The 19,543-nt window shown below is 70.9% G+C and carries 18 protein-coding genes; 10 read left to right on the top strand and 8 right to left on the bottom strand.

What is annotated here, in order from left to right:
- Window positions 1-36: 36 nt before the first annotated feature.
- The gene (locus SANBI_RS02845; RefSeq protein ID WP_319158739.1) at window positions 37-414 is read right to left on the bottom strand and encodes an L-rhamnose mutarotase; all 378 of its coding nucleotides are present in this window, start codon (window positions 412-414) and stop codon (window positions 37-39) included.
- A 143-nt stretch (window positions 415-557) separates the two neighbouring features.
- Here SANBI_RS02845 and SANBI_RS02840 point away from each other — a divergent pair, with 143 nt between their 5' ends.
- The 3 genes from SANBI_RS02840 to SANBI_RS02830 all read left to right on the top strand — a co-directional run bounded on the left by SANBI_RS02840 (window position 558) and on the right by SANBI_RS02830 (window position 3,428).
- Window positions 558-1,601: a LacI family DNA-binding transcriptional regulator gene (locus SANBI_RS02840; protein WP_056136085.1), complete on the top strand. Its 1,044-nt coding sequence runs from the start codon at window positions 558-560 to the stop codon at window positions 1,599-1,601.
- Between the two features lie 64 nt (window positions 1,602-1,665).
- Entirely contained in the window at window positions 1,666-2,868 is a 1,203-nt protein-coding gene (locus SANBI_RS02835; RefSeq protein WP_319158735.1) for a Gfo/Idh/MocA family protein, read from the top strand.
- Entirely contained in the window at window positions 2,865-3,428 is a 564-nt protein-coding gene (locus tag SANBI_RS02830; protein ID WP_319158733.1) for a GrpB family protein, read from the top strand. Before SANBI_RS02835 ends, SANBI_RS02830 begins: the two co-directional genes overlap by 4 nt.
- A 290-nt stretch (window positions 3,429-3,718) precedes the next feature.
- On the opposite strand, the gene SANBI_RS02825 is transcribed toward SANBI_RS02830, so the two are convergent.
- Window positions 3,719-4,078, bottom strand: a complete 360-nt coding sequence (locus SANBI_RS02825; protein WP_056136076.1) for a hypothetical protein — start codon at window positions 4,076-4,078, stop codon at window positions 3,719-3,721.
- A 215-nt stretch (window positions 4,079-4,293) separates the two neighbouring features.
- Between SANBI_RS02825 and SANBI_RS02820 the strand changes: the two genes are divergently transcribed.
- The gene (locus SANBI_RS02820; protein WP_056136072.1) at window positions 4,294-4,872 is read left to right on the top strand and encodes a recombinase family protein; all 579 of its coding nucleotides are present in this window, start codon (window positions 4,294-4,296) and stop codon (window positions 4,870-4,872) included.
- Here the strand turns inward: SANBI_RS02820 and SANBI_RS02815 are convergent.
- Window positions 4,869-6,488, bottom strand: a complete 1,620-nt coding sequence (locus SANBI_RS02815) for an MDR family MFS transporter (protein WP_319158729.1) — start codon at window positions 6,486-6,488, stop codon at window positions 4,869-4,871. The two genes, SANBI_RS02820 and SANBI_RS02815, sit on opposite strands and share 4 nt — an antisense overlap.
- A gap of 203 nt (window positions 6,489-6,691) precedes the next feature.
- Window positions 6,692-8,035 (bottom strand): MFS transporter, encoded by a 1,344-nt coding sequence (locus SANBI_RS02810; protein WP_319158727.1) that lies wholly within the window; start codon window positions 8,033-8,035, stop codon window positions 6,692-6,694.
- A 168-nt stretch (window positions 8,036-8,203) separates the two neighbouring features.
- Here SANBI_RS02810 and SANBI_RS02805 point away from each other — a divergent pair, with 168 nt between their 5' ends.
- Genes SANBI_RS02805 through SANBI_RS02795 form a run of 3 tightly spaced genes read left to right on the top strand, consistent with a single transcriptional unit; the run spans window position 8,204 to window position 11,907 of the window.
- Entirely contained in the window at window positions 8,204-9,910 is a 1,707-nt protein-coding gene (locus tag SANBI_RS02805) for an extracellular solute-binding protein (protein ID WP_319158725.1), read from the top strand.
- A 6-nt stretch (window positions 9,911-9,916) separates the two neighbouring features.
- The gene (locus SANBI_RS02800; RefSeq protein ID WP_319158723.1) at window positions 9,917-10,966 is read left to right on the top strand and encodes an ABC transporter permease; all 1,050 of its coding nucleotides are present in this window, start codon (window positions 9,917-9,919) and stop codon (window positions 10,964-10,966) included.
- A complete protein-coding gene (locus tag SANBI_RS02795) occupies window positions 10,966-11,907 on the top strand; it encodes a carbohydrate ABC transporter permease (protein WP_319158721.1) in 942 nt (313 codons plus the stop codon). Before SANBI_RS02800 ends, SANBI_RS02795 begins: the two co-directional genes overlap by 1 nt.
- Window positions 11,908-11,914: 7 nt before the next feature.
- Here the strand turns inward: SANBI_RS02795 and SANBI_RS02790 are convergent, their stop codons facing one another.
- Window positions 11,915-12,598, bottom strand: a complete 684-nt coding sequence (locus SANBI_RS02790; RefSeq protein ID WP_319158719.1) for a TetR/AcrR family transcriptional regulator — start codon at window positions 12,596-12,598, stop codon at window positions 11,915-11,917.
- A 175-nt stretch (window positions 12,599-12,773) separates the two neighbouring features.
- Here SANBI_RS02790 and SANBI_RS02785 point away from each other — a divergent pair, with 175 nt between their 5' ends.
- The 3 genes from SANBI_RS02785 (at window position 12,774) to SANBI_RS02775 (ending at window position 14,843) form a co-directional block, all read left to right on the top strand.
- Window positions 12,774-13,118, top strand: a complete 345-nt coding sequence (locus SANBI_RS02785) for a PadR family transcriptional regulator (RefSeq protein WP_319158718.1) — start codon at window positions 12,774-12,776, stop codon at window positions 13,116-13,118.
- Window positions 13,115-13,534, top strand: a complete 420-nt coding sequence (locus SANBI_RS02780; RefSeq protein ID WP_179912851.1) for a hypothetical protein — start codon at window positions 13,115-13,117, stop codon at window positions 13,532-13,534. Before SANBI_RS02785 ends, SANBI_RS02780 begins: the two co-directional genes overlap by 4 nt.
- 187 nt (window positions 13,535-13,721) lie before the next feature.
- Window positions 13,722-14,843, top strand: a complete 1,122-nt coding sequence (locus tag SANBI_RS02775) for an ice-binding family protein (RefSeq protein WP_319158714.1) — start codon at window positions 13,722-13,724, stop codon at window positions 14,841-14,843.
- 39 nt (window positions 14,844-14,882) lie between these two features.
- Here SANBI_RS02775 and SANBI_RS02770 read toward each other — a convergent pair whose 3' ends face one another.
- From SANBI_RS02770 to SANBI_RS02760, 3 genes are read right to left on the bottom strand one after another with little or no spacing between them, the layout of a single operon-like run.
- Window positions 14,883-17,294: a transglutaminase TgpA family protein gene (locus SANBI_RS02770; protein ID WP_319158712.1), complete on the bottom strand. Its 2,412-nt coding sequence runs from the start codon at window positions 17,292-17,294 to the stop codon at window positions 14,883-14,885.
- Entirely contained in the window at window positions 17,291-18,523 is a 1,233-nt protein-coding gene (locus tag SANBI_RS02765) for a DUF58 domain-containing protein (RefSeq protein ID WP_319158710.1), read from the bottom strand. Before SANBI_RS02765 ends, SANBI_RS02770 begins: the two co-directional genes overlap by 4 nt.
- A 1-nt stretch (window position 18,524) precedes the next feature.
- Window positions 18,525-19,514, bottom strand: a complete 990-nt coding sequence (locus SANBI_RS02760; RefSeq protein WP_228087168.1) for an AAA family ATPase — start codon at window positions 19,512-19,514, stop codon at window positions 18,525-18,527.
- Window positions 19,515-19,543: the final 29 nt, after the last annotated feature.

Genomic DNA, 19,543 nt, shown 5'->3' with positions numbered 1-19,543 from the left:
AGCCGGAGCACCCCCGAACGAGCGGGCTGCGGCTGCTCAGCCTGTCGGCAGCCCCGCCTCGGTCAGCTGAGTCTCCAGGTGGAACACCTGCTCCAGCCGCACCATCCCCTCGTCGGGCGCAGTGTCGTCGGCGACGAAGAACTCCCCCATCTCCGCCTGCCAGCGCGCGTTGACACCGGTCTGCGCCATCGCGGCCTGGGCCGCGTCGTAGTCGTCCACGTCGACGAAGCCCACGAGCAGGCCGTCGGGCGCCAAGAACAGGTGGTAGTCGCGCCACCCGCAGTCGCGCAGGGCCTCGAGCATCTCGGGCCACACCGCGGCGTGCCGCTCGCGGTACTCCTCGAGCCTGTCGGGCCGGACCTGGGAGACAAAGCACACGCGGGCCACGGTGGACCTCCTCGTCCTCGGTGTCATGCGCTACATTCTTGTGAATCGGTTCAGCGCGATGTCGAGGACCGTACGTCCCACGTCCTGAGCAGGTCAAGCGCCACTAGTATTCAAGGGCACCCGGGCTCGACGACGCTCCCGGCGCACCCCACGTCGAAAGGCCCACCACGGTGACCACGCCCACTGCGCGCAAGCGGAGCTCCATCAGCGACGTCGCGCGCACAGCCGGCGTCTCCGTCGGGACGGTCTCCAACGTCCTCAACCGACCAGACCGCGTCTCCCCCACCACCCGGGACAGGGTGCTCGACGCGATCGCCGAGCTCCAGTTCGTCCCGAACGGCTCGGCACGCCAGCTCCGCGCGGGCACGATCACGACAGTCGGCGCGATCGTCCTGGACATCGGCAACCCCTTCTTCACCGAGGTGGCCCGCGGCATCGAAGACCGCCTCGCCGAGGACGACTTCACCCTCATGCTCGCGAGCTCGGACGAAGACCCGGACCGCGAGGCCCGCTACCTGCGGCTCTTCGAGGAGCACGGGGTCCACGGGGTGCTCGTGGTGCCCTCGACCGACGACATCGAGCCGCTGCTCGAGCTCCGTGCCCGCGGCGTCAACGTGGTGCTGCTCGACGCGACCTCGCCCGTCCCGGACATCTCGTCGGCCGCGGTCAACGACGTGGTCGGCGGTCAGCTCGCCGGCAACCACCTCGTGGCCGAGGGCCACACGCACATCGCCTTCGTCAACGGCGCGCACAGCATCCGCCAGTGCGGCGACAGGCACGCCGGCATGCTCCGCGCCCTCGACGCGGCGGGGCTCGACCCGGCGACCCACCTCACCGAGATCACCGCCTCGTCCCTCAACGCCGACGGTGGCGAGGCCGCGATGCGCCACCTGCTCGCGACGACGACAGCCGGTGTCGACCGCCCGACGGCCGTGTTCTGCGTCAACGACCTCGTGGCCCTCGGGGTCCAGCGGACCCTGCGGGCCGAGGGCATCGCGATGCCCGGCGAGATGGCCGTGGTCGGCTACGACGACGTGAACTTCGCCGGGGAGCTCGCGATCCCGCTGACCTCCGTGCGCCAACCCACCCACCAGCTCGGCTACAGGGCCGCCGACCTGCTGCTGTCCCAGCACACGCAGGGCGACAGGTTCCGCCACGAGCAGGTGCAGTTCCAGCCCGAGCTCGTGGTCCGCGCCTCGAGCCACGCCGGGTGAGTACCTGACACCTGCGCGACCCGCACTACCTGGACCCCCGCACAACCTGACGGAGCGAACGACGATGTCTGACTCTGCACTCCCCGCCTCGACGACCGCTGCCACCGGCCACGCAGTCCCGCCGGTGCGGGCCCCCTGGGCGCCGATCGGCCCCGACAGGCCGGTCCGCGCGGCGATCGTCGGCACAGGGGCCGTCGCCCACCTGCACGCGCGGGCGATCGCCCTCGACCCGCTCGCCGAGCTCGTCGCCTGCTCCGACCCGGACACCGGCCGCCTCGACGACTTCGCCACCAGGTACGCGGTGCCCGGCCGGTACGCGACGCTCACCGAGCTGCTGGCCTCCGAGACCGTCGATGTGGTGCACCTGTGCACCCCTCCCGGTGTGCACCGCGAGCAGACCCTCGAGGCCGCCGCGGCAGGGGTGCACGTCGTCTGCGAGAAGCCCCCGGCGCTGTCCCTCGCCGAGCTCGACGACATGCAAGAGGCTTGCGACTCCGCAGGGGTCGCCCTCGCGACCGTCTTCCAGCAGCGCACAGGCTCCGGCGCCGCGCACGTCCGCGACCTCCTGCGCTCAGGTGCCCTCGGGCGACCGCTCGTCGCCCAGTGCGAGACCCTGTGGTTCCGCGGCGCCGACTACTACGCGGTCGACTGGCGCGGCCGCTGGGACAGCGAGGGTGGCGGCACGACGCTCGGTCACGGCATCCACCAGATGGACCTGCTCGCCCACCTGCTCGGCGACTGGCAGGAGATCAGCGCGCAGACCTGGCGCCTGGACCGCGACACCGAGATGGACGACCTGTCGACCGCGACCATCCTGTTCCGCAGCGGTGTGGTCGCCACGGCCGTGTCCTCGACCCTCAGCCCGCGCGAGACGAGCCACGTGCGTGTCGACTGCGAGCGCGCGACCGTCGAGGTCGAGCACCTGTACGGGCACTCCGGGCCGGACTGGCGGATCACCCCGGCACCGGGCGTCCCCGCCGAGGAGGCGGCCGGGTGGGCGCTCCCTGAGGAGGACGAGCCGAGCGGTCACGTCCCGCTGGTCCGTGCGACGTACCGCGCGCTGCGCGAGGGAACCGTCCTGCCCGACGTGGCGTCCTCGGCGCGACGCCCCCTCGAGATCGTCACTGCGATCTACGCCTCGGCTCACTCTGGCGGTCGCCGCGTCACCGCTGACGAGTTGCGCGAGACGGGCGTGCTGTCGACAGGGTTGGAGAGCTCGGTCCGCGACCCTCGCACCGAGCGGCGCGGTGCGACGATGGACTCGTGACCCCTAACCCCACACCGCGCCGTCCTGACGTGACCACGCTCGACCTCATCGGCGGTGTCGAGCCGCTCACCATCACGCTGCACGACTACGACGAGACCTGGCCCGTCCTCTACCGCGACCACGAGCAGCGGATCCGCGAGGCGCTCTCCGGTACCGACGTGCTCGTCGAGCACATCGGGTCGACCTCGGTGCCCGGGCTCGCCGCGAAGCCGATCATCGACGTCGTGGTCGGCGTCGACGACATCACCGCCGAAGAGGACTATCTCGACGGGCTGCTCGCGGCCGGGTACGTGCTGCGGGTCCGCGAGCCGCGGCACCGTCTGGTCCGCACCCCGGGGCGCGACGTCCACGTGCACGTCTACGAGAAGGACGACCCCTCGGTCCACGAGTACCTGCTGCTCCGCGACCACCTGCGCGCGGACGCCGCAGACCGCGAGCTCTACGAGAGCACCAAGCGGTCCCTGATGAGCACCCGGTGGGACGACATGAACTCCTACGCCGATGCCAAGACCGACGTCATCGTCGCGATCAAGGACCGGGCCCGCGCAGCGCGCGGATAGCGCAAACCCGGGCCAGCGCAGCATGCGGACAGCGCGCGCACTGCTGAGAGGTCCCATCACGCGGGCAGCGCCCGGCCTGCGGGCAGCGCCCGGCCTGCGGGCAGCGCCCGGCCTGCGGGCAGTCGCCGACGCCCAGACGAAGCGCGGCCCGAGGAGCTAGCGACCGTCAGCTCCGGTGTACACGACGAGACCGGCGGGAGACTGTCTCGTCTCCCGCCGGTCTCGTCGTGCAGTCTGAGATCGTCTGGGTCGGTGCGCGGCTGCGGTGCCGCGCGGGCTCTCGGGCTGGGTCAGCGGCAGTTGACCTTGGTGTACTGGTAGGTCGCCTTGTCGTACGACGCGCCCGAGCCTGTCGGGGTGACCTGCACGCGCAGCCCGCACCCGGCGACGTAGGCGTCCTGCAGCGCGTCGCGCATGCCGCCGTTGGCCTGGTTCTGCGAGCACGCCCAGCTGATCGGCCACGGCAGCGCACCGCAGATGAGGTCGGTCTGCGACTGTGCGTCCGCGGCCTGCTGGGCGACCTCCGCCCGGGTGAGCGTGTAGTCGATCGTGTCTGCGGCCTGCGCAGTGGCGGGGACCGCCAGGAGGAGTGCAGCCGTCGCGCCGGCTGCGCCGATGATTCGCTTCAGTGACGTCCTGTTCGTGTTCATGTCTCCACGCTCGCCCGGGCAGGCCAGACCGTCCAGACCGCACCGCACCCTCGACGGCTCGGGAACGCTGCGCTGGTGCGCCTGACGGGAGATCTCGACAGTTCGCACGGGGGACCCTCAGTGAGACACCACGGCCCCGGCTGCCGCCGCCCCAGGGGACCAGTCCCCATCAGCCCAGGACCCCGGACGCCGCACCCGCGGATAGCGTCGTCCACATGCTCATCGGCTACGCACGCGTCTCGGTCACCCCGCGCGACCGCACAGCCCAGGTGAGCGCGCTCCGGGCGCTGGGGGTCGTCCCCGCTGCCGTCTACGTCGACCGCGGGCTGACCGGCACGGACCGGGACCGGCCAGGTCTGGCCGACGCGCTCGCCCGCTGCGGACGTGGAGACACGCTGGTCGTGACAGCCCTGGCCAGGCTCGCGCGGTCTGTCCCGGACGCCCGCGACATCGTCGACCGGCTGGCAGCAGCCGGCGCGATGCTCCGCGTGGGCGCAGACCACTACTGCCTGGGTGGTCCCGACGCCCTCTCGTTGTGCGACTGCCTGGCCCTCGTCGCCGACCTCGAGGCGGACCTCGTCAGGCTGCGCACCCGCGAGGGGATGGCCGAGGCCAGCGCCAAGGGCCACCTGCGCGGCCGACGTCCGACGCTCACCCCTGCGCAGGAACGCCAGCTCGTCACCACCCTCCACGAGGGGTCACGCACCGCGAGCGAGGTCGCCGAGATCTTCGGGGTGTCCCGGGCGACCGTGTACAGGGCGGTCCGGCGGGTGCGGTTCCCCGGCGACGGCTAGCGCTGCGCGCCTGACGCCTCATCGGACGACCTGCCGACCGGCTCGTCGGCAGGCTCACCGAGGACCTCGTCGCCAGGCTGTCCCGCCGACTCGCCCTCGAGCGCTCCCGCCACGTCGCTCCGGCTCGCGAGCGGGATGTGCGGCAGGAACAGCGCGACGACGGTCCCGGCGAGGAACATCGGCACGAGGAAGGCGAAGAGCGGGATGAGCGCGTCGGTGTACGCGTCGACCACCCCGGACTGGACCGCGTCGGGCAAGGACCGGACGATCGCGGGCGTGAGGCTCGTGGCGCCGGGCAGGTCGACCCCCTCGGTGCCGCTGAGCACGTCGGCGAGGCCCGAGGTCAGCCGCGAGGCGAAGACCGTCCCGAGGATCGCGGTACCGAGAGTGACACCGATCTCGCGGAAGAAGTTGTTCGACGACGTCGCCGTGCCGATCTCGCGCGGCGGCACGGCGTTCTGCACGGTGAGCACGAGCAGCTGGAAGAACAGCCCGATCCCCAGACCCATGAGCGCGAGGATCGCGCAGACGGCCCAGAGGCGCGTCTCGTCGCTGACCCGCGAGAGCAGCAGCATCGCCAGGGCCGCGATCACGGTCCCGACGACGGGGTAGATCCTGTACCGGCCGGTCTTGCTGACCCTCGCCCCCGAGAACAACGACCCCGTGAGCATGCCGACGGTCATCGGGATGAGCAGCAGGCCCGACTCCGTCGCGTTGACCCCGTAGGCCATCTGCAAGAAGGTCGGCATGTAGGCGAGCGCACCGAACATGCCCGCCCCGACGAAGAGCCCGAGGGTCGTGGCGACCACGAAGGTCCGGTTGCGGAACAGACCGAGCGGGATGATCGGCTCGACGGCGCGGTGCTCGACCACCAGGAAGGCGGCCGTGGCGAGGACGCCGACGACGGCGAGCACGAGGATCGTCGGCGACGACCACGCGTACTCGGTCCCGCCCCAGGTGCAGACCAGCACGATGCCCGTCACGGCGACGGCCATCGTCGCGATGCCGAGGTAGTCGATCTTCGCGGTCGACGTGCGCTTGGGCAGGTGGATCATGGTCGCGGCGACGGCGAAGGCCGCGATGCCGAGCGGCACGTTGACCCAGAAGATCCAGCGCCAGTCGACCGAGTCGGTCAGCCAGCCACCGAGCAGCGGACCCGCGACCGATGCGACGCCGAAGACGGCACCCATGGGTGCCATGTACTTCGCACGCTCACGGGCGGGGACGAGGTCGGCGAGGATCGCCTGCGACGTGATCATCAGGCCAGCACCGCCGAGGCCCTGGAGCGCACGGAAGCCGATGAGCTGGATCATGTCCTGCGCGACGCCGCACAGGGCCGAGCCGAGCAGGAACAGGGCGATCGCGAAGAGGAAGAGCTTCTTGCGGCCGACGAGGTCGCCGACCTTGCCGTACACCGGCATGGCGATGGTCATGGCGAGCACGTAGGCGGTGACCACCCACGCCATGTGGTTGACGCCGTCGAGCTCTCCGACGACTGTCGGCAGAGCCGTGCCGACGATGGTCTGGTCGAGGGCGGCGAGGAACATGACGAGCAGCAGGCTCGCGTAGATCCAGCCGAAGCGGGGTGCGGCCTCGACGCGGGGCGTCTCGGTCACGGGAGTCTTCTCGGTGCTCACAGGGGTCTCTCTCGGGCCGGAGGGGATGGGGCCGTGACGCTTGCGCGACGACAGGCACACCAGTCACAGAGTAGGTCGGACCGCTGACGAGAGGGTCTCGAGCAGAGGATCGGCGACGCCCGACGCCCAGCTCTCGGCGCCCAGCACCCGGGACCCAGCGCGCAGAGCTCAGCGCGCAGCGCTCAGGACTGGCGGACGAACCCGTCGACCGGCGCCCTGCGCCCGACGAGCCGGTTGAGGCGCTCGGACATCAGCAGGCCCAGGACCGCCAGCACGGCGAGGAACAGCGGGAAGGTCCACATCCCCACCCAGGTCGAGACCACGCCGAACAGCGGCGGCGCCAGGGTCGAGCCCGTGTACGCCGCAGCCATCTGGATGCCGATGACGGCCTGCGACCTGTCCCGACCGAAGTTCACCGGGGTGGAGTGGATGATCGCCGGGTAGATCGGCGCGCACCCGAGCCCGACGACCACGAGGCCGACGAGAGCCGGCGCGTCTGCCCCCAGCGGGAGCGCGAGCATCGCGACACCCACGCCGATCGTCACGAAGCCGCCGCGGATCAGCTGCTTGTCACCGATGCGGTCGGCGAAGAAGCCTGCCAAGAACCGTCCACCGGTGATGCCGATGAGGAACAACGAGGCGAAGGCCGCCGCCGTCGCGGGGTTGACGCCCCGGTCGGTGACCAGGAAGGTCGACGCCCACAAGATCGCCGTGCTCTCGAGCGCGCAGTAGGCGAAGAAGGCGACGAGGATGAGTACGACCCCGGGGATGCGCAGCGCCTCCGCGAGCGGCACGTGGGCGCTGCGTCTGCCGGACGGCTCGGCTCCGCCCGCCTGCCCGTCGAGGGGCGCCGCTCCGTCCCCCGCCGCCTGTCCGGCACCGACAGCGCTGTCAGTGCCAGGGGCGACGTCGCCGTCGTCACGCCCCGCCAGTGCCTTCGGTGCAGTTGGTACTGCCGGTGCCATCAGTGCCGTCTTGGCGGCCCTCCCCCACACCGGCAGGGTCATGATCAGCACGAAGGTCAGCACGACCTGGGTGAGACCGACGATCCTGTAGGCGCTCGACCACCCCTGGCCGGACGTCAGGGCGTAGCTCATGATGAACGGGCTGATCGACGCGCCCAGGCCCCAGAAGCTGTGCAGCCAGTTCATGTGCCGGGCCGCGTAGTGCAGGGCGACGTAGTTGTTGAGCGCAGCGTCGACAGCGCCGGCCCCCAGCCCGTAGGGGACGGCCCACAGGCACAGCACCCAGAACGAGCCGGAGAGGGAGAAGCCGACGAGCGCGGCCGCGGTGAGGCCGACACTGGCAGCGGTGACGATGCCAGCACCGAAGCGGCGGGTGACCCGCTCCGAGGCCAGGCTCGAGAAGATCGTGCCCCCGGCGATGATCATGGTGATGATGCCGGCGTAGGCCAGCGGGACACCGAGGTCCTGGTGCATGACCGGCCACCCCGCCCCGACGAGGGAGTCCGGGAGCCCGAGGCTGATGAAGGCGACGTAGATGATCGCCAGGAGGAACGAGTACACGGCTGGGGGCTGCCTCTCGAGCAGGACTGGTGAGTGGTAGGCACGAAGTCTAGGTGGAGGGATGTCCTCGCAGGTCACGCCAACTTACTGAACGTTCGTTAGACATTCTACGGGGCTGGCGCTACCGTCGTGGCTGATTGAGCATCACCACCTTCAAAGGAGAAGCGGATGTCCTCGGCACCTCTCGGTCCCCGACTCGATGCACAGCTCAGCCGGCGCACCTTCCTCAGCCTCACCGGCATCGCGGCGCTGTCCGTGACGCTCGCCTCCTGCTCGGGCGGCGGGGGCGGGGGTGCCCGCCCGAACCCCCGCGAGGCCGTCGCCCTCGCACTGCCCACCTACGTCGCACCGCGGGAGGTCCCCGGCGGGATCGTCAGTGCTGTCGAGGGCATGCCGACCATCTACACCCAGCCGATCCAGGAGTACTACGACTCGGTGACCAAGGCCCCGCTGTCCGGCGGCAAGGTCACGACCTTCCAGGTGCTCTGGGGCGCTCCGCCCCAGAAGGCCCCGGCCAACGAGTACTGGGCTGGGCTGAACGAGCGGCTCGGCGGCACCTTCGAGCCGACCCTCGTCGCCTTCGACACCTACAACGAGAAGATGGCCACGACCATCGCCTCGGGCAACGTCCCGGACCTGCTGTTCGTCCAGGACACCAACGCCGTCGCCGCGAAGGCCATCAACGACGGGGTGTTCGCCGACCTCTCCGAGGTGCTCGCGGGCGACGAGATCCTGCGCTGGCCCAACCTCGCCAACGTGGGGTCGAACGCCTGGAAGGCCTCCGCCAAGAACGGGCACCTCTTCGGCATCCCGAACGAAGACCCGTACCTCACCAACTTCCCGGCCATCCGGTGGGACCTCATGCAGGCCGCCGGCTACGAGGAGATGCCCGCCGACGCCGCCGGCTTCCTCGAGATGATGACGGCTGTGGCCGCCCTCAAGTCGGTGAACGGCAAGCAGCACTGGGGCATCGGTGCCTTCGACGGCAAGCTGCAGGCCGTCGTGGAGTGGATGTTCCGGGCCGGCACCACGTGGCAGCTCGACGACTCCGGCAAGCTGGTCAACGTCATCGAGACCGACGCCTACGCCGACGTCCTGGAGTTCCACACCCAGCTCTGGAAGGCGGGCGTCTACCACCCCGACGCCCTCGCCCTCGGGACCCAGGGCAACAAGGCTGCCGAGATGTTCACCAACGGCCAGCTCGCGATCACCGTCGACTCCTTCAACGGCTACTTCGGCGCGAACATCCTGCGCGACACCGTGGACATCACCGAGGGCGCCGACCCGCGCATGTTCGTCCCGCCCGCGGTCGACGGCGGCGAGATCGCCGTCCAGCGCAACGACGGCTACTGGGGCATGGTCTCGATCTCGGCGAAGGCCGCCGAAGACCCCGAGCGCCTGGCCGAGCTCCTCGACGTCGTCAACTACTGGCGCGCACCCGACGGCAGCACCGAGGCGCTGTTCATCCACACGGGCGCCGAGGGCTACAACTACACGCTCGGCGAGGGCGGTGTGATCGAAGACCTGAACGACGAGACCGCGAACAACGACCGCGCCGCGCTCCAGTGGCTCGGCGCCTTCAAGTCACCGTCCTTCGTGGTGGCCCCGACCTCGGTCGAGTTCGTCGAGAACTTCCAGCAGACCCTCGAGCCGCTCATCGCGGCGACGGTCCCCAGCCCCGTCGTCGGGCTCTACAACGAGCCGAACGTCAGCGAGGGCTCGAAGCTCGCCGCTGTCGACACCGACTACCGCAACGGGATCGTGTCGGGCCGCATGTCGCTCGACCAGCTCGACGAGTACCGCGACGCCTGGCGCAAGGCCGGCGGCGACACGGTCCGCAAGGCTTACGAGACCGCTCTCGCCGAGCAGGTCTGACCGCCGATGTCCGTGACCAAGGACGGGGTGCCGGCACAGGCCGGCACCTCCCCGGCGGCGAGCGACGCACCGGCCGGGCGCGGCAGGGCCAGCAGGCCGGGACGCCGTCGCCGTCGGCGCGACGACCCTCGGCTCGAGCACGTCCTGCGCGAGCAGGCATCGGTGTGGACCCGCATGAAGCGGGAGCGCTGGACCTACGCCTTCATCGTCCCCGGGCTGCTCTTCTTCCTGCTCTTCGCCTACGTCCCGCTGCTCGGCAACGTCGTCGCCTTCCAGGACTACTCCCCCTACTGGGGCATCGGCGGTTCCGAGTGGGTGGGCTTCGACAACTTCACGGCGATGTTCTCCGACCCGCAGTTCCTCGGGGCGCTCAAGAACACCCTGCTCATCTCGTCCCTGCAGATCGCCTTCGCCTTCCCGGCGCCGATCCTGCTGGCCCTGCTGCTCAACTCGCTCATCTCCGAGCGCACCAAGCGCGTGGTCCAGTCGATCGTCTACCTGCCCCACTTCATCTCGTGGGTGATCGTCATCTCGATCTGGCAGCAGGTGTTCGGCGGTGCCGGACCAGCGGCCGAGCTCTTCTCTGCCATCGGGCTCGACAACGTCAACATCATGTCCGACCCGGACACCTTCAAGGCCCTCGTCGTCTCGCAGGTGATCTGGAAGGACATCGGCTGGGGCACGATCATCTTCTTCGCCGCGATCAGCGGCATCCCCAACGAGCTCTACGAGGCCGCGGCCGTGGACGGCGCCGGGGCTGCCCGCAGGACGTGGCACATCACGCTCCCCGGCCTGGTCCCCGTCATCACGCTGCTGCTCATCCTCACCATCGGCAACGTGCTGACCGTCGGCTTCGAACAGCTGCTGCTCCAGCAGCCCGCGGTCGGCGCAGACGCCGCCGAGGTGCTCGACACCTTCGTCTACTACCGCGGCATCGCAGGCGGCGACTGGGGGCTGTCGACGGCAGCCGGGCTGTTCAAGGGCGTCATCGGCACGGTCCTCGTGCTGGCCGCCAACAAGTTCGCCAAGAGGCTCGGGACCGGAGGGTTGTTCTGATGACAGCAGCACCGCAGGCGCCAGCGCCCCTGCTCGACCGCACGGTCCCGGTCTACAGGCCGTCCGGCAAGCGACCCGTGTGGATGGGGACGCCGTCCCCCGGGGTCCAGCTCCTCAAGGCGATCACCATCGCGCTCATCGTGCTCGTGATGCTCTACCCCTTCGTCTACGTCATCGCGATGAGCTTCGCCTCGCGCGAGGCCGCCGCGTCGGGCGGGTTCTTCCCGACCGCCTTCTCCCTCGACGCGTACAGGTCGATCCTCGGCGGAGACGTGGTCACCCGCGCGATGCTCGTGTCGATCGGCATCACGACCGTCGGCACCACCCTGTCGATGATCTTCACCACGACTCTGGCCTACGGGCTCATGCGGACCCGGGACGTGCCCGGGGCCAAGACGATCCTCGTCCTCGTGCTGTGCACGATGCTCTTCGGCGCGGGGATCATCCCCAACTACCTGCTCGTGAGGTCACTCGGGCTGCTCGACTCGTACTGGTCGCTCATCGTCCCCGGGCTCATCTCGGCCTTCAACATGGTCGTAGTGCGCAACTTCTTCATGGGGCTCCCGAGCGAGCTCTTCGAGTCCGCGCGTCTCGACGGGGCGAGCGACTGGCGCATCTTCACGCGGATCGTCATCCCGCTGTCGAAGGCCGTGCTCGCCGTCATCGCGCTGTTCTACGCGGTCGGGTACTGGAACTCGTTCTTCAACGCGATGATCTACCTCAACGACACGTCGAAGTGGCCCATCCAGGTGGTCCTCAACCAGTACGTGGTCCAGGGCTCAGCACTCACCTCGATCCAGGCGCCGGACCAGCCGCCACCGCCCGGGCAGACGCTCCAGATGGCCGTGATCGTCGTGGCGACCATCCCGATCCTCATGCTCTACCCCTTCGCGCAGCGCTACTTCACCAAGGGTGTGCTCACGGGGGCGATCAAGGGCTGACCAGCCCTCAGTCCTCCTCGGGGGCGAGCGAGGCGACGAGGGCGTCGATCGTGCGGTGCGTGACAGCGGCCATGTCGACGGTCTCCGGGTCCAGCAACCACTGGACCTGGAGACCGTCCATCACGGCGATGATCGCGATCGCCGTCTCGGCGACGTCGGCGTCGTCGCGCAGCTCGCCGATGTCCCGCGCCTGCGCGAGCGCCTTCTGGACCATCTCCCGCAGCCCCACGTACCTGCCGCGGAACCACTCCTGCGCGGGGTGGTCCGTGGTGACCGACTCGGCCGACATCACCGCGTAGAGCTGCGTGATGCCCGGCCGGGTGCTGTTGAGCGCCGCGGTGTCCACGAGGTGCCTCAGAAACTCCAGCCCGACGAGCTCGCGCCCGTGGGCGGCCTCTTCGATGTCGACCATGTCGCGGGTGCGCAGCACCTCGGTGAGGAGCTGGTCCTTCGTCTTGAAGTGGTGCAGGATCCCGGCGGCCGAGATCCCGACCTCGTCGGCGATCTCCGCCAGGGAGGAGTTGTAGAAGCCGCGGTTCGCGAAGGTCGTCATCGCCGCCTCGACGATCTCCTTGCGCCTGCGCAGGCTGCGTGCCTTCTGGACCCCGACGGGCTGCTCACCTGCGGCTACGTCCCCTGCGGCCTGGTCCTGCACGTCACGGGCCTCCGGCTGACTCTGCTCTGATGCCATACCAGCGAAGACTAGACGACCGCCGAGCCCCACGACGACACCCCTGCAGCCTCTCACCCCCCGACCACAGCCCAGCCTGGACCCACCGGCGGAGCGCCGCGCAGGTCACCTCGTCCGATGGGTCGCACGACCATCTAGGTTGCATCGCCATCTAGGTCGTGCCACGATCTACCTCATGGAGACACAGCGATGGCCTGCCGAGTGGCTGCGGAGCGCGCTCGTCGGCGCCGTCCTGTCGCTCGTGAGCGAGGGCGAGACCTACGGGTACCTCGTCGCCCAGCGCCTCGCGGACGGCGGGATGGGTGTCGTCAAGGGCGGCACCCTCTACCCGCTGCTCGCCCGGCTCGAGCAGGACGGCGACGTCGTCGCCACCTGGCGCGAGGGCGACAGCGGACCGGGGCGCAAGTACTACTCGATCACCCCGGCCGGCCGCGAGCGCCTCGAGGCGTACAGGGCCGACTGGGTCGCCTTCACGCAGGTCAGCACAGCGATCATCACCGGGACGAAGGGCACGTCATGAGCAAGAGCACGCACGAGCAGTACGCCTCCGACCTCGCCGAGGCCCTCGACGTCCGCGACGTGCCCGCCGAGGCCGCTCGGCAGATCGTCCGGGAGGTCCAGAGCCACCTCGCAGAGTCGGGCGAGGACCCTGTCGAGGCCTTCGGCCCGGTCTCCAGGTACGCCGACCAGTTCGCCCCGCGATCGCGGGAGCGAGAGGTCGTCTGGTTCGCGGTCGCCGCGGCAGCGCTCGGGTTCTGCGGGGCCTTCCTCATCATCAGCGGTGTCTTCGGTCTCCTCGACGAGACGGCCACCCTGTGGGGGCTGCCACCATGGGTGCGCCTGACCGCGGGGATCGCCCTCGTGCTGACCTTCGTCGGGCTGGTCATCGGCATCGCCGTCCGCTCGCGGCGTCGCGCGGCAGCGTGGCGGATCTGACAGGCACCGGGGCTACGAGCCGCCGTACCCGGCCGAGGCCGTGACCTGCGGCGTCGTCTGTGGCCGCGCGAGACACCTAGAAGGGTGCTCTACTCGAGGCAGGCAGCCGATGGGCTGCCGGTGCTCTCTCGAGCTGGCCGGCCACCGTGGCGTCTGCCTCCGGGGGTGCCCTACGAGAGGACACCCCATGACGACGGCAGCCCGTAGAGACCGCACGATCCGATCCCCGCACGCGCTCGGCACGGGGGCCCGGCCAGTACTCGCCGTCTCCGTCGTCGCTGTGCTGGCCCTCGGCTCGACGCTCGTCGTGCTCGACCAGCTGCCGGCCGAGGCCGCCGACCCGCCGGTCTCGCTCGGCACGACCGGGAGCTTCTCTGTGCTCGGCGCAGAGACCGTCACCAACACCGGTCCGTCGGTCCTGGGCCAGAGCCTGGGTGTCCACCCTGGGACGACTGCACCCGGCTTCCCGCCCGGGATCGTCGGCGGCGAGGTGCACCTCGGAGACGCTGTGGCTCTCCAGGCCAAGTCAGACCTGACCGCCGCCTACGGCGACGCCGCGGGCCGCACGCCCTTCATCAACCTCCCCGCCGAGCTCGGTGGTCAGACCCTCACCCCCGGCACCTACAGGCTCCCGGCCGCGCAGCTCACGGGGACGCTGACCCTCGACACCCTGGGTAACCCCGCAGCCGTGTTCATCTTCCAGCTGACCTCGGGCCTGACGACAGCGACGGACAGCGAGGTCGCCTTCCTCGGCGACGCCGCCTCGTGCAACGTGTACTGGCAGATCGCCGAGAGCGCCGTGATCGGCACGGGCACCGACTTCGTCGGGACCGTCATGGCGTCGACGTCGATCAGCATGGCCTCGGGGGCCACGCTCGAGGGTCGGGCGCTCGCGCAGACCGGCGAGGTCACGCTCATCAACAACACGATCACCGCGCCCGTGTGCGACGTCCCCACGCCGACCGACACCCCCACCGAGACCCCGTCTCCCACCGACACCCCGGCGCCGACCGACACACCGACCGTGACACCTGTCCCGACTGTCGCCCCCTCGGACACGCCCGCACCTGTGACCCCTGCGCCGCCGACGGGCCCGACCCCGGGTGCTGGCGTCCCCCCGGGCTCAGGCCAGGGTCCGAGCACCCCCGCCGGAGCCCGACGCACCTCACCCGCGGTCTCGGACCGCTACCGCGACGAAGACCTCTCCGCGACGGGTGCGGGCTCGACCCCGCTGCTGCTCGCGGCCGGGGTGCTGGTGGTCCTCGGCATCACCACGCTCGCCGTGCGACGCAGGAAGGGCCAGAGCTGACGCACCTGAGTGCCCCCTCCGGCGCCCTGGCCCGGCACCTCAGGACTGTCGCCCACCCCGCCGTGCAGGGCGCTGTGCTCGAGCACGTCGAGCGTCTCGGTCGGCTGGCGCCGGAGCCGCAGCCTCGGCCCGGGCCCGTCGGCGACGACGCAGCGACGTGAGCGCGAGCGTCCCGCGCAGCCGGCGCCAGGCCGACCCGTGGGTGCGGATCGTGTGCACGGTCTCGTCGACCGCCGCCCAGTAGCGCGACACCCCCCGGGAACCAGCACCGTCGGCTGAGAACACCGCGGCGTCGGCCTGGTCGGCGAGCAGCACCACGGGTGCCTTCGGGAAGGTCTCGAGCAGGGCCTTCGACGCCTCGCGCCGGGTGGCGTCGGAGGGCGGGGCAACCTTGAAGTCGTGCGCGGTGTCGAGCACCTCGTCCCACCCGCCGCTGATCTGCAGCTCTGCGGTCGCAGCCCGACGGCGACGACGCCGACGGCGCGCCTTGAGCGCGACGACCACGAGCAACGGCGTGAGCAGGAGCAGCAGCGGGACGGCGACGGCGGCGACCACGAGCAGGACGGTGCGCAGGTTCCCCTCGGCGGCGGTCTCCTCCTCGTTGGTCGTCACCGACGGGTCTTCGGCGTCCTCCGACGGCGGGGAGACAGGCTCGGCGGGCGGCGGCGGAGGCTGCACGACCTGCGGCTGCGGCTCGTTCTGCACCTCCTCGTCGGCCGTCTCGGGCGTCCGGTTGGTGTCGGGCGTCGGGAAGTACGGCACCCAGCCGACACCCTCGTAGGCGATCTCCGTCCACGCCTGGATCTCACCACCTGTGAAGGTGATCGAGTCGTCGCCGCGCTGCTCCTCGGACGGGACAAAACCGAGGACCACCCGGGCCGTCAGCCCGGACTGGCTCGCCATGAGAGCCATGAGCGAGGCGTACTGCTCGGCGTCGCCCACCATGAGGTCCTCACCCAGCAGCAGGTTCATGCGGTACGCCGAGTGCCCGGCGAGCGAGGGGTAGTCGTCGCCGTGGCTGAAGTAGCCGGTCTCGTGCAGGTACGTCTCGATCGCGCGGGCTGCGCCTGCGGGGGACGTCGCGCTCGCGGTCACCTGCTTGGCGCGCTCGACGACGATGTCGGGCACCTGCTGCGGTGCGGGGACGGCGAGGCTGCTCGCCTGCGCGTCGCCGATCTCCTGGTCCGTCACCGGGGCCGGGACCACGGCGTCCAGGGTGTAGGTCTGCCCGGGCACGAGCGAGGTGCTCAGCACACCGGTCCCCGTCGCGTCGTTGAAGCGGAAGGCCTCACGGGAACGGTCTGCGTCTGGGCCCGAGAAGGTCACGCGTCGGGTCTCGCCGACTGTCGGCAGCCACGGTCCGCGCAGCTCGCCGACCTCGACCTCGACCTGCGCCTCGGCCCCGGCGACTGTCACCGGGATGACGTCGCCGACCTTGCGGAAAGCGCCCGAGGCCTGCGGCTCGCCGTCGCCGACGACGTTCCAGACGACCCCGTCGAAGCTGTCCATCGTCGCGACCCTGACGAGCCCGTCCTCGGGGAGGCCGTCGACCGTCAGCAGGTCGGCCTCGCGCTGGTCCTTGATGAAGGCCCTGTAGGCCGACAGCGGGCTGGCGTAGTCGCGCGGGTCGAAGGGCGGGACGATCACGCTGCGCAGCACGAAACGCGGGGTGTCGCCCGCGACGACGGGAGCGAGGGCGACGCCTCCGCCGATCGAGAGGACCGCTAGCACGGCGAGCGACGGCACCCGCTGCGGGCGCCACGCACCCCGTCGCCACGCCACCCACACGACGAGCAGGACCGTCATGCTCGCACCGACCACCACGGCGAGGGTCCGCTCGACCGTGCCGAGCAAGATGGACAGCACGAGGACCGCGGGCGGCACGGCGACGGCGACGAGCAGCCGGGCTGTCGCGGCGCGGCCGGCGGACTGCCGGCTCGCAGCGAGCAGGCCGCCTCCGAGCACAGCGGCGAGCCCGAGCACGAAGGGAGCGACGAGCCCTGTGCCGCTCGAACCGAGCGGCGGCTCGAGGGTGAGCACCTGCTTCCACGAGGTCACGACACCCTGCCCGAGGGTCACGAGCGTGCTGCCCGTCGGGAGCACACCGGCTGTGGTCGTCCCGGGGGCAGCCAGCGGACCGCCCAGCAGGGCGTAGGCGAGCACGGCTGCGGCGAGGGTCACCACGACAGGCCAGCGACGCACGACCGCGGCGACGGCCAGGACCGCACCGACCACCACGCCGCCGACGATCGCCGGGGCCGCGGCACCGAGACCGAAGACGGGCACGAGCGGGACCAGGGCGAGCAGGACGGCGACGGCGACCACGAGGACGTCGACGAGCAGACCCGCGGCAGGACGCGAGCCGGCGGGCGCACCGACGATCCGGATGCTGCGCCCCTGGGTGTCTGTCGTCGTCTCGGGCGGGCGGGTCGCGCCCAGCAGGCCGGTCATCCTGTCACCAGCTGGCGCAAGAGCCGCGGGAGGTCCTCGACGGTCCCGAGGGTCGACACCGAGAGCGTGCCCTGCGTCCGCAGGCTCAGCTCGGCGCCGGGGTCGCACTGGACGAACACCGTCCGCAGGCCCGGAGGCAGATGGGACGAGCTGGTGCGCAGGTCGGCCCTCGTCGGCACGGTCCCCGTCATGACGACCGCCATCGAGGCCGACGGCGCGTTCCGCGCGACGACCCTGGAGAGGTCGTGGGCGTCGGCGGCCCGCGGTGCCGCGACGAGCGCGGAGCAGTCGTCGAGCAACCGGCGCGGTGTCTGGGTGCGCAGGCGCTGGTCCCCGGCGAGCGCCGTGATCTCCAGGCCCTCGCGGATCACGTGCGTGCCGAGCGACGCGAAGGTGCTCACGGCGAGCTCGAGCTCGTCCTCGTGGCGGTAGTCCTCGGCGTCTGTCGACACGGCGAGGGCTGTGTGGGTGCGGCGGGTGTCCTCGAACTGGCGGACCATGAGCGTGCCGGTGCGGGCGCTCGTGCGCCAGTGGATGCTGCGGCGGTCGTCCCCGGGGATGTACTCGCGCAGCGCGTGGAAGGACATGTCGTCGTCCGACAGGCTGCGGGTCGACTGCCCCTCGAGGTCGCGCAGCAGCCCGGCGCGGGTCCCGGTCAGCGACACGGTGACAGGGTGGACGTAGAGCTCGACGGGGTCGGTCCACAGCACCTCGCGGCGCGCGATGCCGAGCGGGTCGGCACGGACCGAGCGGACGGGGCCGACAACAACGACGGCACGTCGGGTGGTCGGGATCGCGTAGACCTCTTCGTGGACGGCGCCTGCGGCCATGCTGGGCAGCGCGAAGCTCGCCGAGCCGATGCCCACGGGCAGCTCGATGCGGGCCGGGAGCAGACGGCGACGCCCGACGTTGCGCACCTCGATCCGACCCATCGCGCGCTCGCCGACGGTGACGGCGTCGTCGGCGAGGTCGACGTCGACCGCGTAGTGCGAGCGCCCGACGGTCATCGCGGCCGAGACGAGGACGGCGACACCGAGCACGCAGGCGGCGACGACGAGCTCGGCCCACCCGTAGCGGCGGCCGACGACGAGCGTGACCGCCGCGGCCACGACCATGCCCCACCCGAGGCCTGTGAGGCCTCCGGTCCTGGCCCGCACCCCGCGCACGGCGGAGCGCGCGAGACGACCTGTCGAGCCCCTCCTGCCGCCGAGGGCTGCGGGTCCGCTCACGTCAGACGGCCCGCTCCGTCGGAGGGACGGTCTCGCCGAGGATCCTCTCGACGATCTCCTCGGGGGTCACACCCGCGAACTCGGCCTCGACGTCGAGCACCAGGCGGTGCGAGAGGACGGCGACAGCGAGCTCTTTGACGTCGTCCGGGATGACGTAGGCACGGCCCTGGGCGGCGGCCCACACCTTGGCGCAGCGCACGAGCGCGAGGCACCCGCGGACGCTCACCCCCAGGCGGGTCTCGGCGTCGGTGCGCGTGGCCTCGGCGAGGCGGGCGACGTAGTCGTTGATCGACGTGTCGACGTAGACGGTGGCCGCGAGGTCGGCCATGCTCGCGACAGCCGCCGAGGTGATGACCGACGTGATGGCCGACGTCCGGTCGCGGGCGGCCGACCCTGCGAGGATCTGGACCGTCGACGCGTGGTCGGGGTAGCCGAGCGAGGTCTTCATGAGGAACCTGTCGAGCTGCGCCTCGGGCAGGCGGTACGTGCCGGCCTGCTCGATGGGGTTCTGAGTCGCGATGACCATGAACGGACGACCGACCGGGTACGAGGTGCCGTCGACGGTGACCCGCGACTCTTCCATGACCTCGAGGAGCGCCGACTGCGTCTTCGGGGACGCCCGGTTGATCTCGTCAGCGAGGACCACCGAGGCGAAGATCGGGCCCTTGTGGAACTCGAAGACGCTCGTCTTCTGGTCGTAGATCGTCACACCCGTGACGTCCGAGGGCAGGAGGTCGGGCGTGAACTGGATGCGGTGGTGGGTGCCGTCGACGGTCGCGGCGAGCGCCCGGGCGAGCATCGTCTTGCCCGTGCCCGGGGCGTCCTCGAGCAGGATGTGACCCTCGGCGAGCATGGCCGTGAGGGTCAGGCGCACCACGTGCGTCTTGCCCAGGACAGCCACGCCGACGTTGTCGACGAGCGTGCTGAAGGTCTGGGCGAACCAGGCCGCCTGCTCGGCCGTCATGGGGCCCGGCGTCGCGTTCGAGGTCATCGGGAGGTGCCGCTTTCTGTCGGGGGCAG

Origin of the sequence: Sanguibacter biliveldensis, assembly GCF_033798665.1 — a bacterium.
Lineage (GTDB): Bacteria > Actinomycetota > Actinomycetes > Actinomycetales > Cellulomonadaceae > Sanguibacter > Sanguibacter inulinus.
The sequence above is the reverse complement of the archived record's forward strand: the minus strand, read 5'-3'. Positions and strand labels throughout refer to the sequence as shown.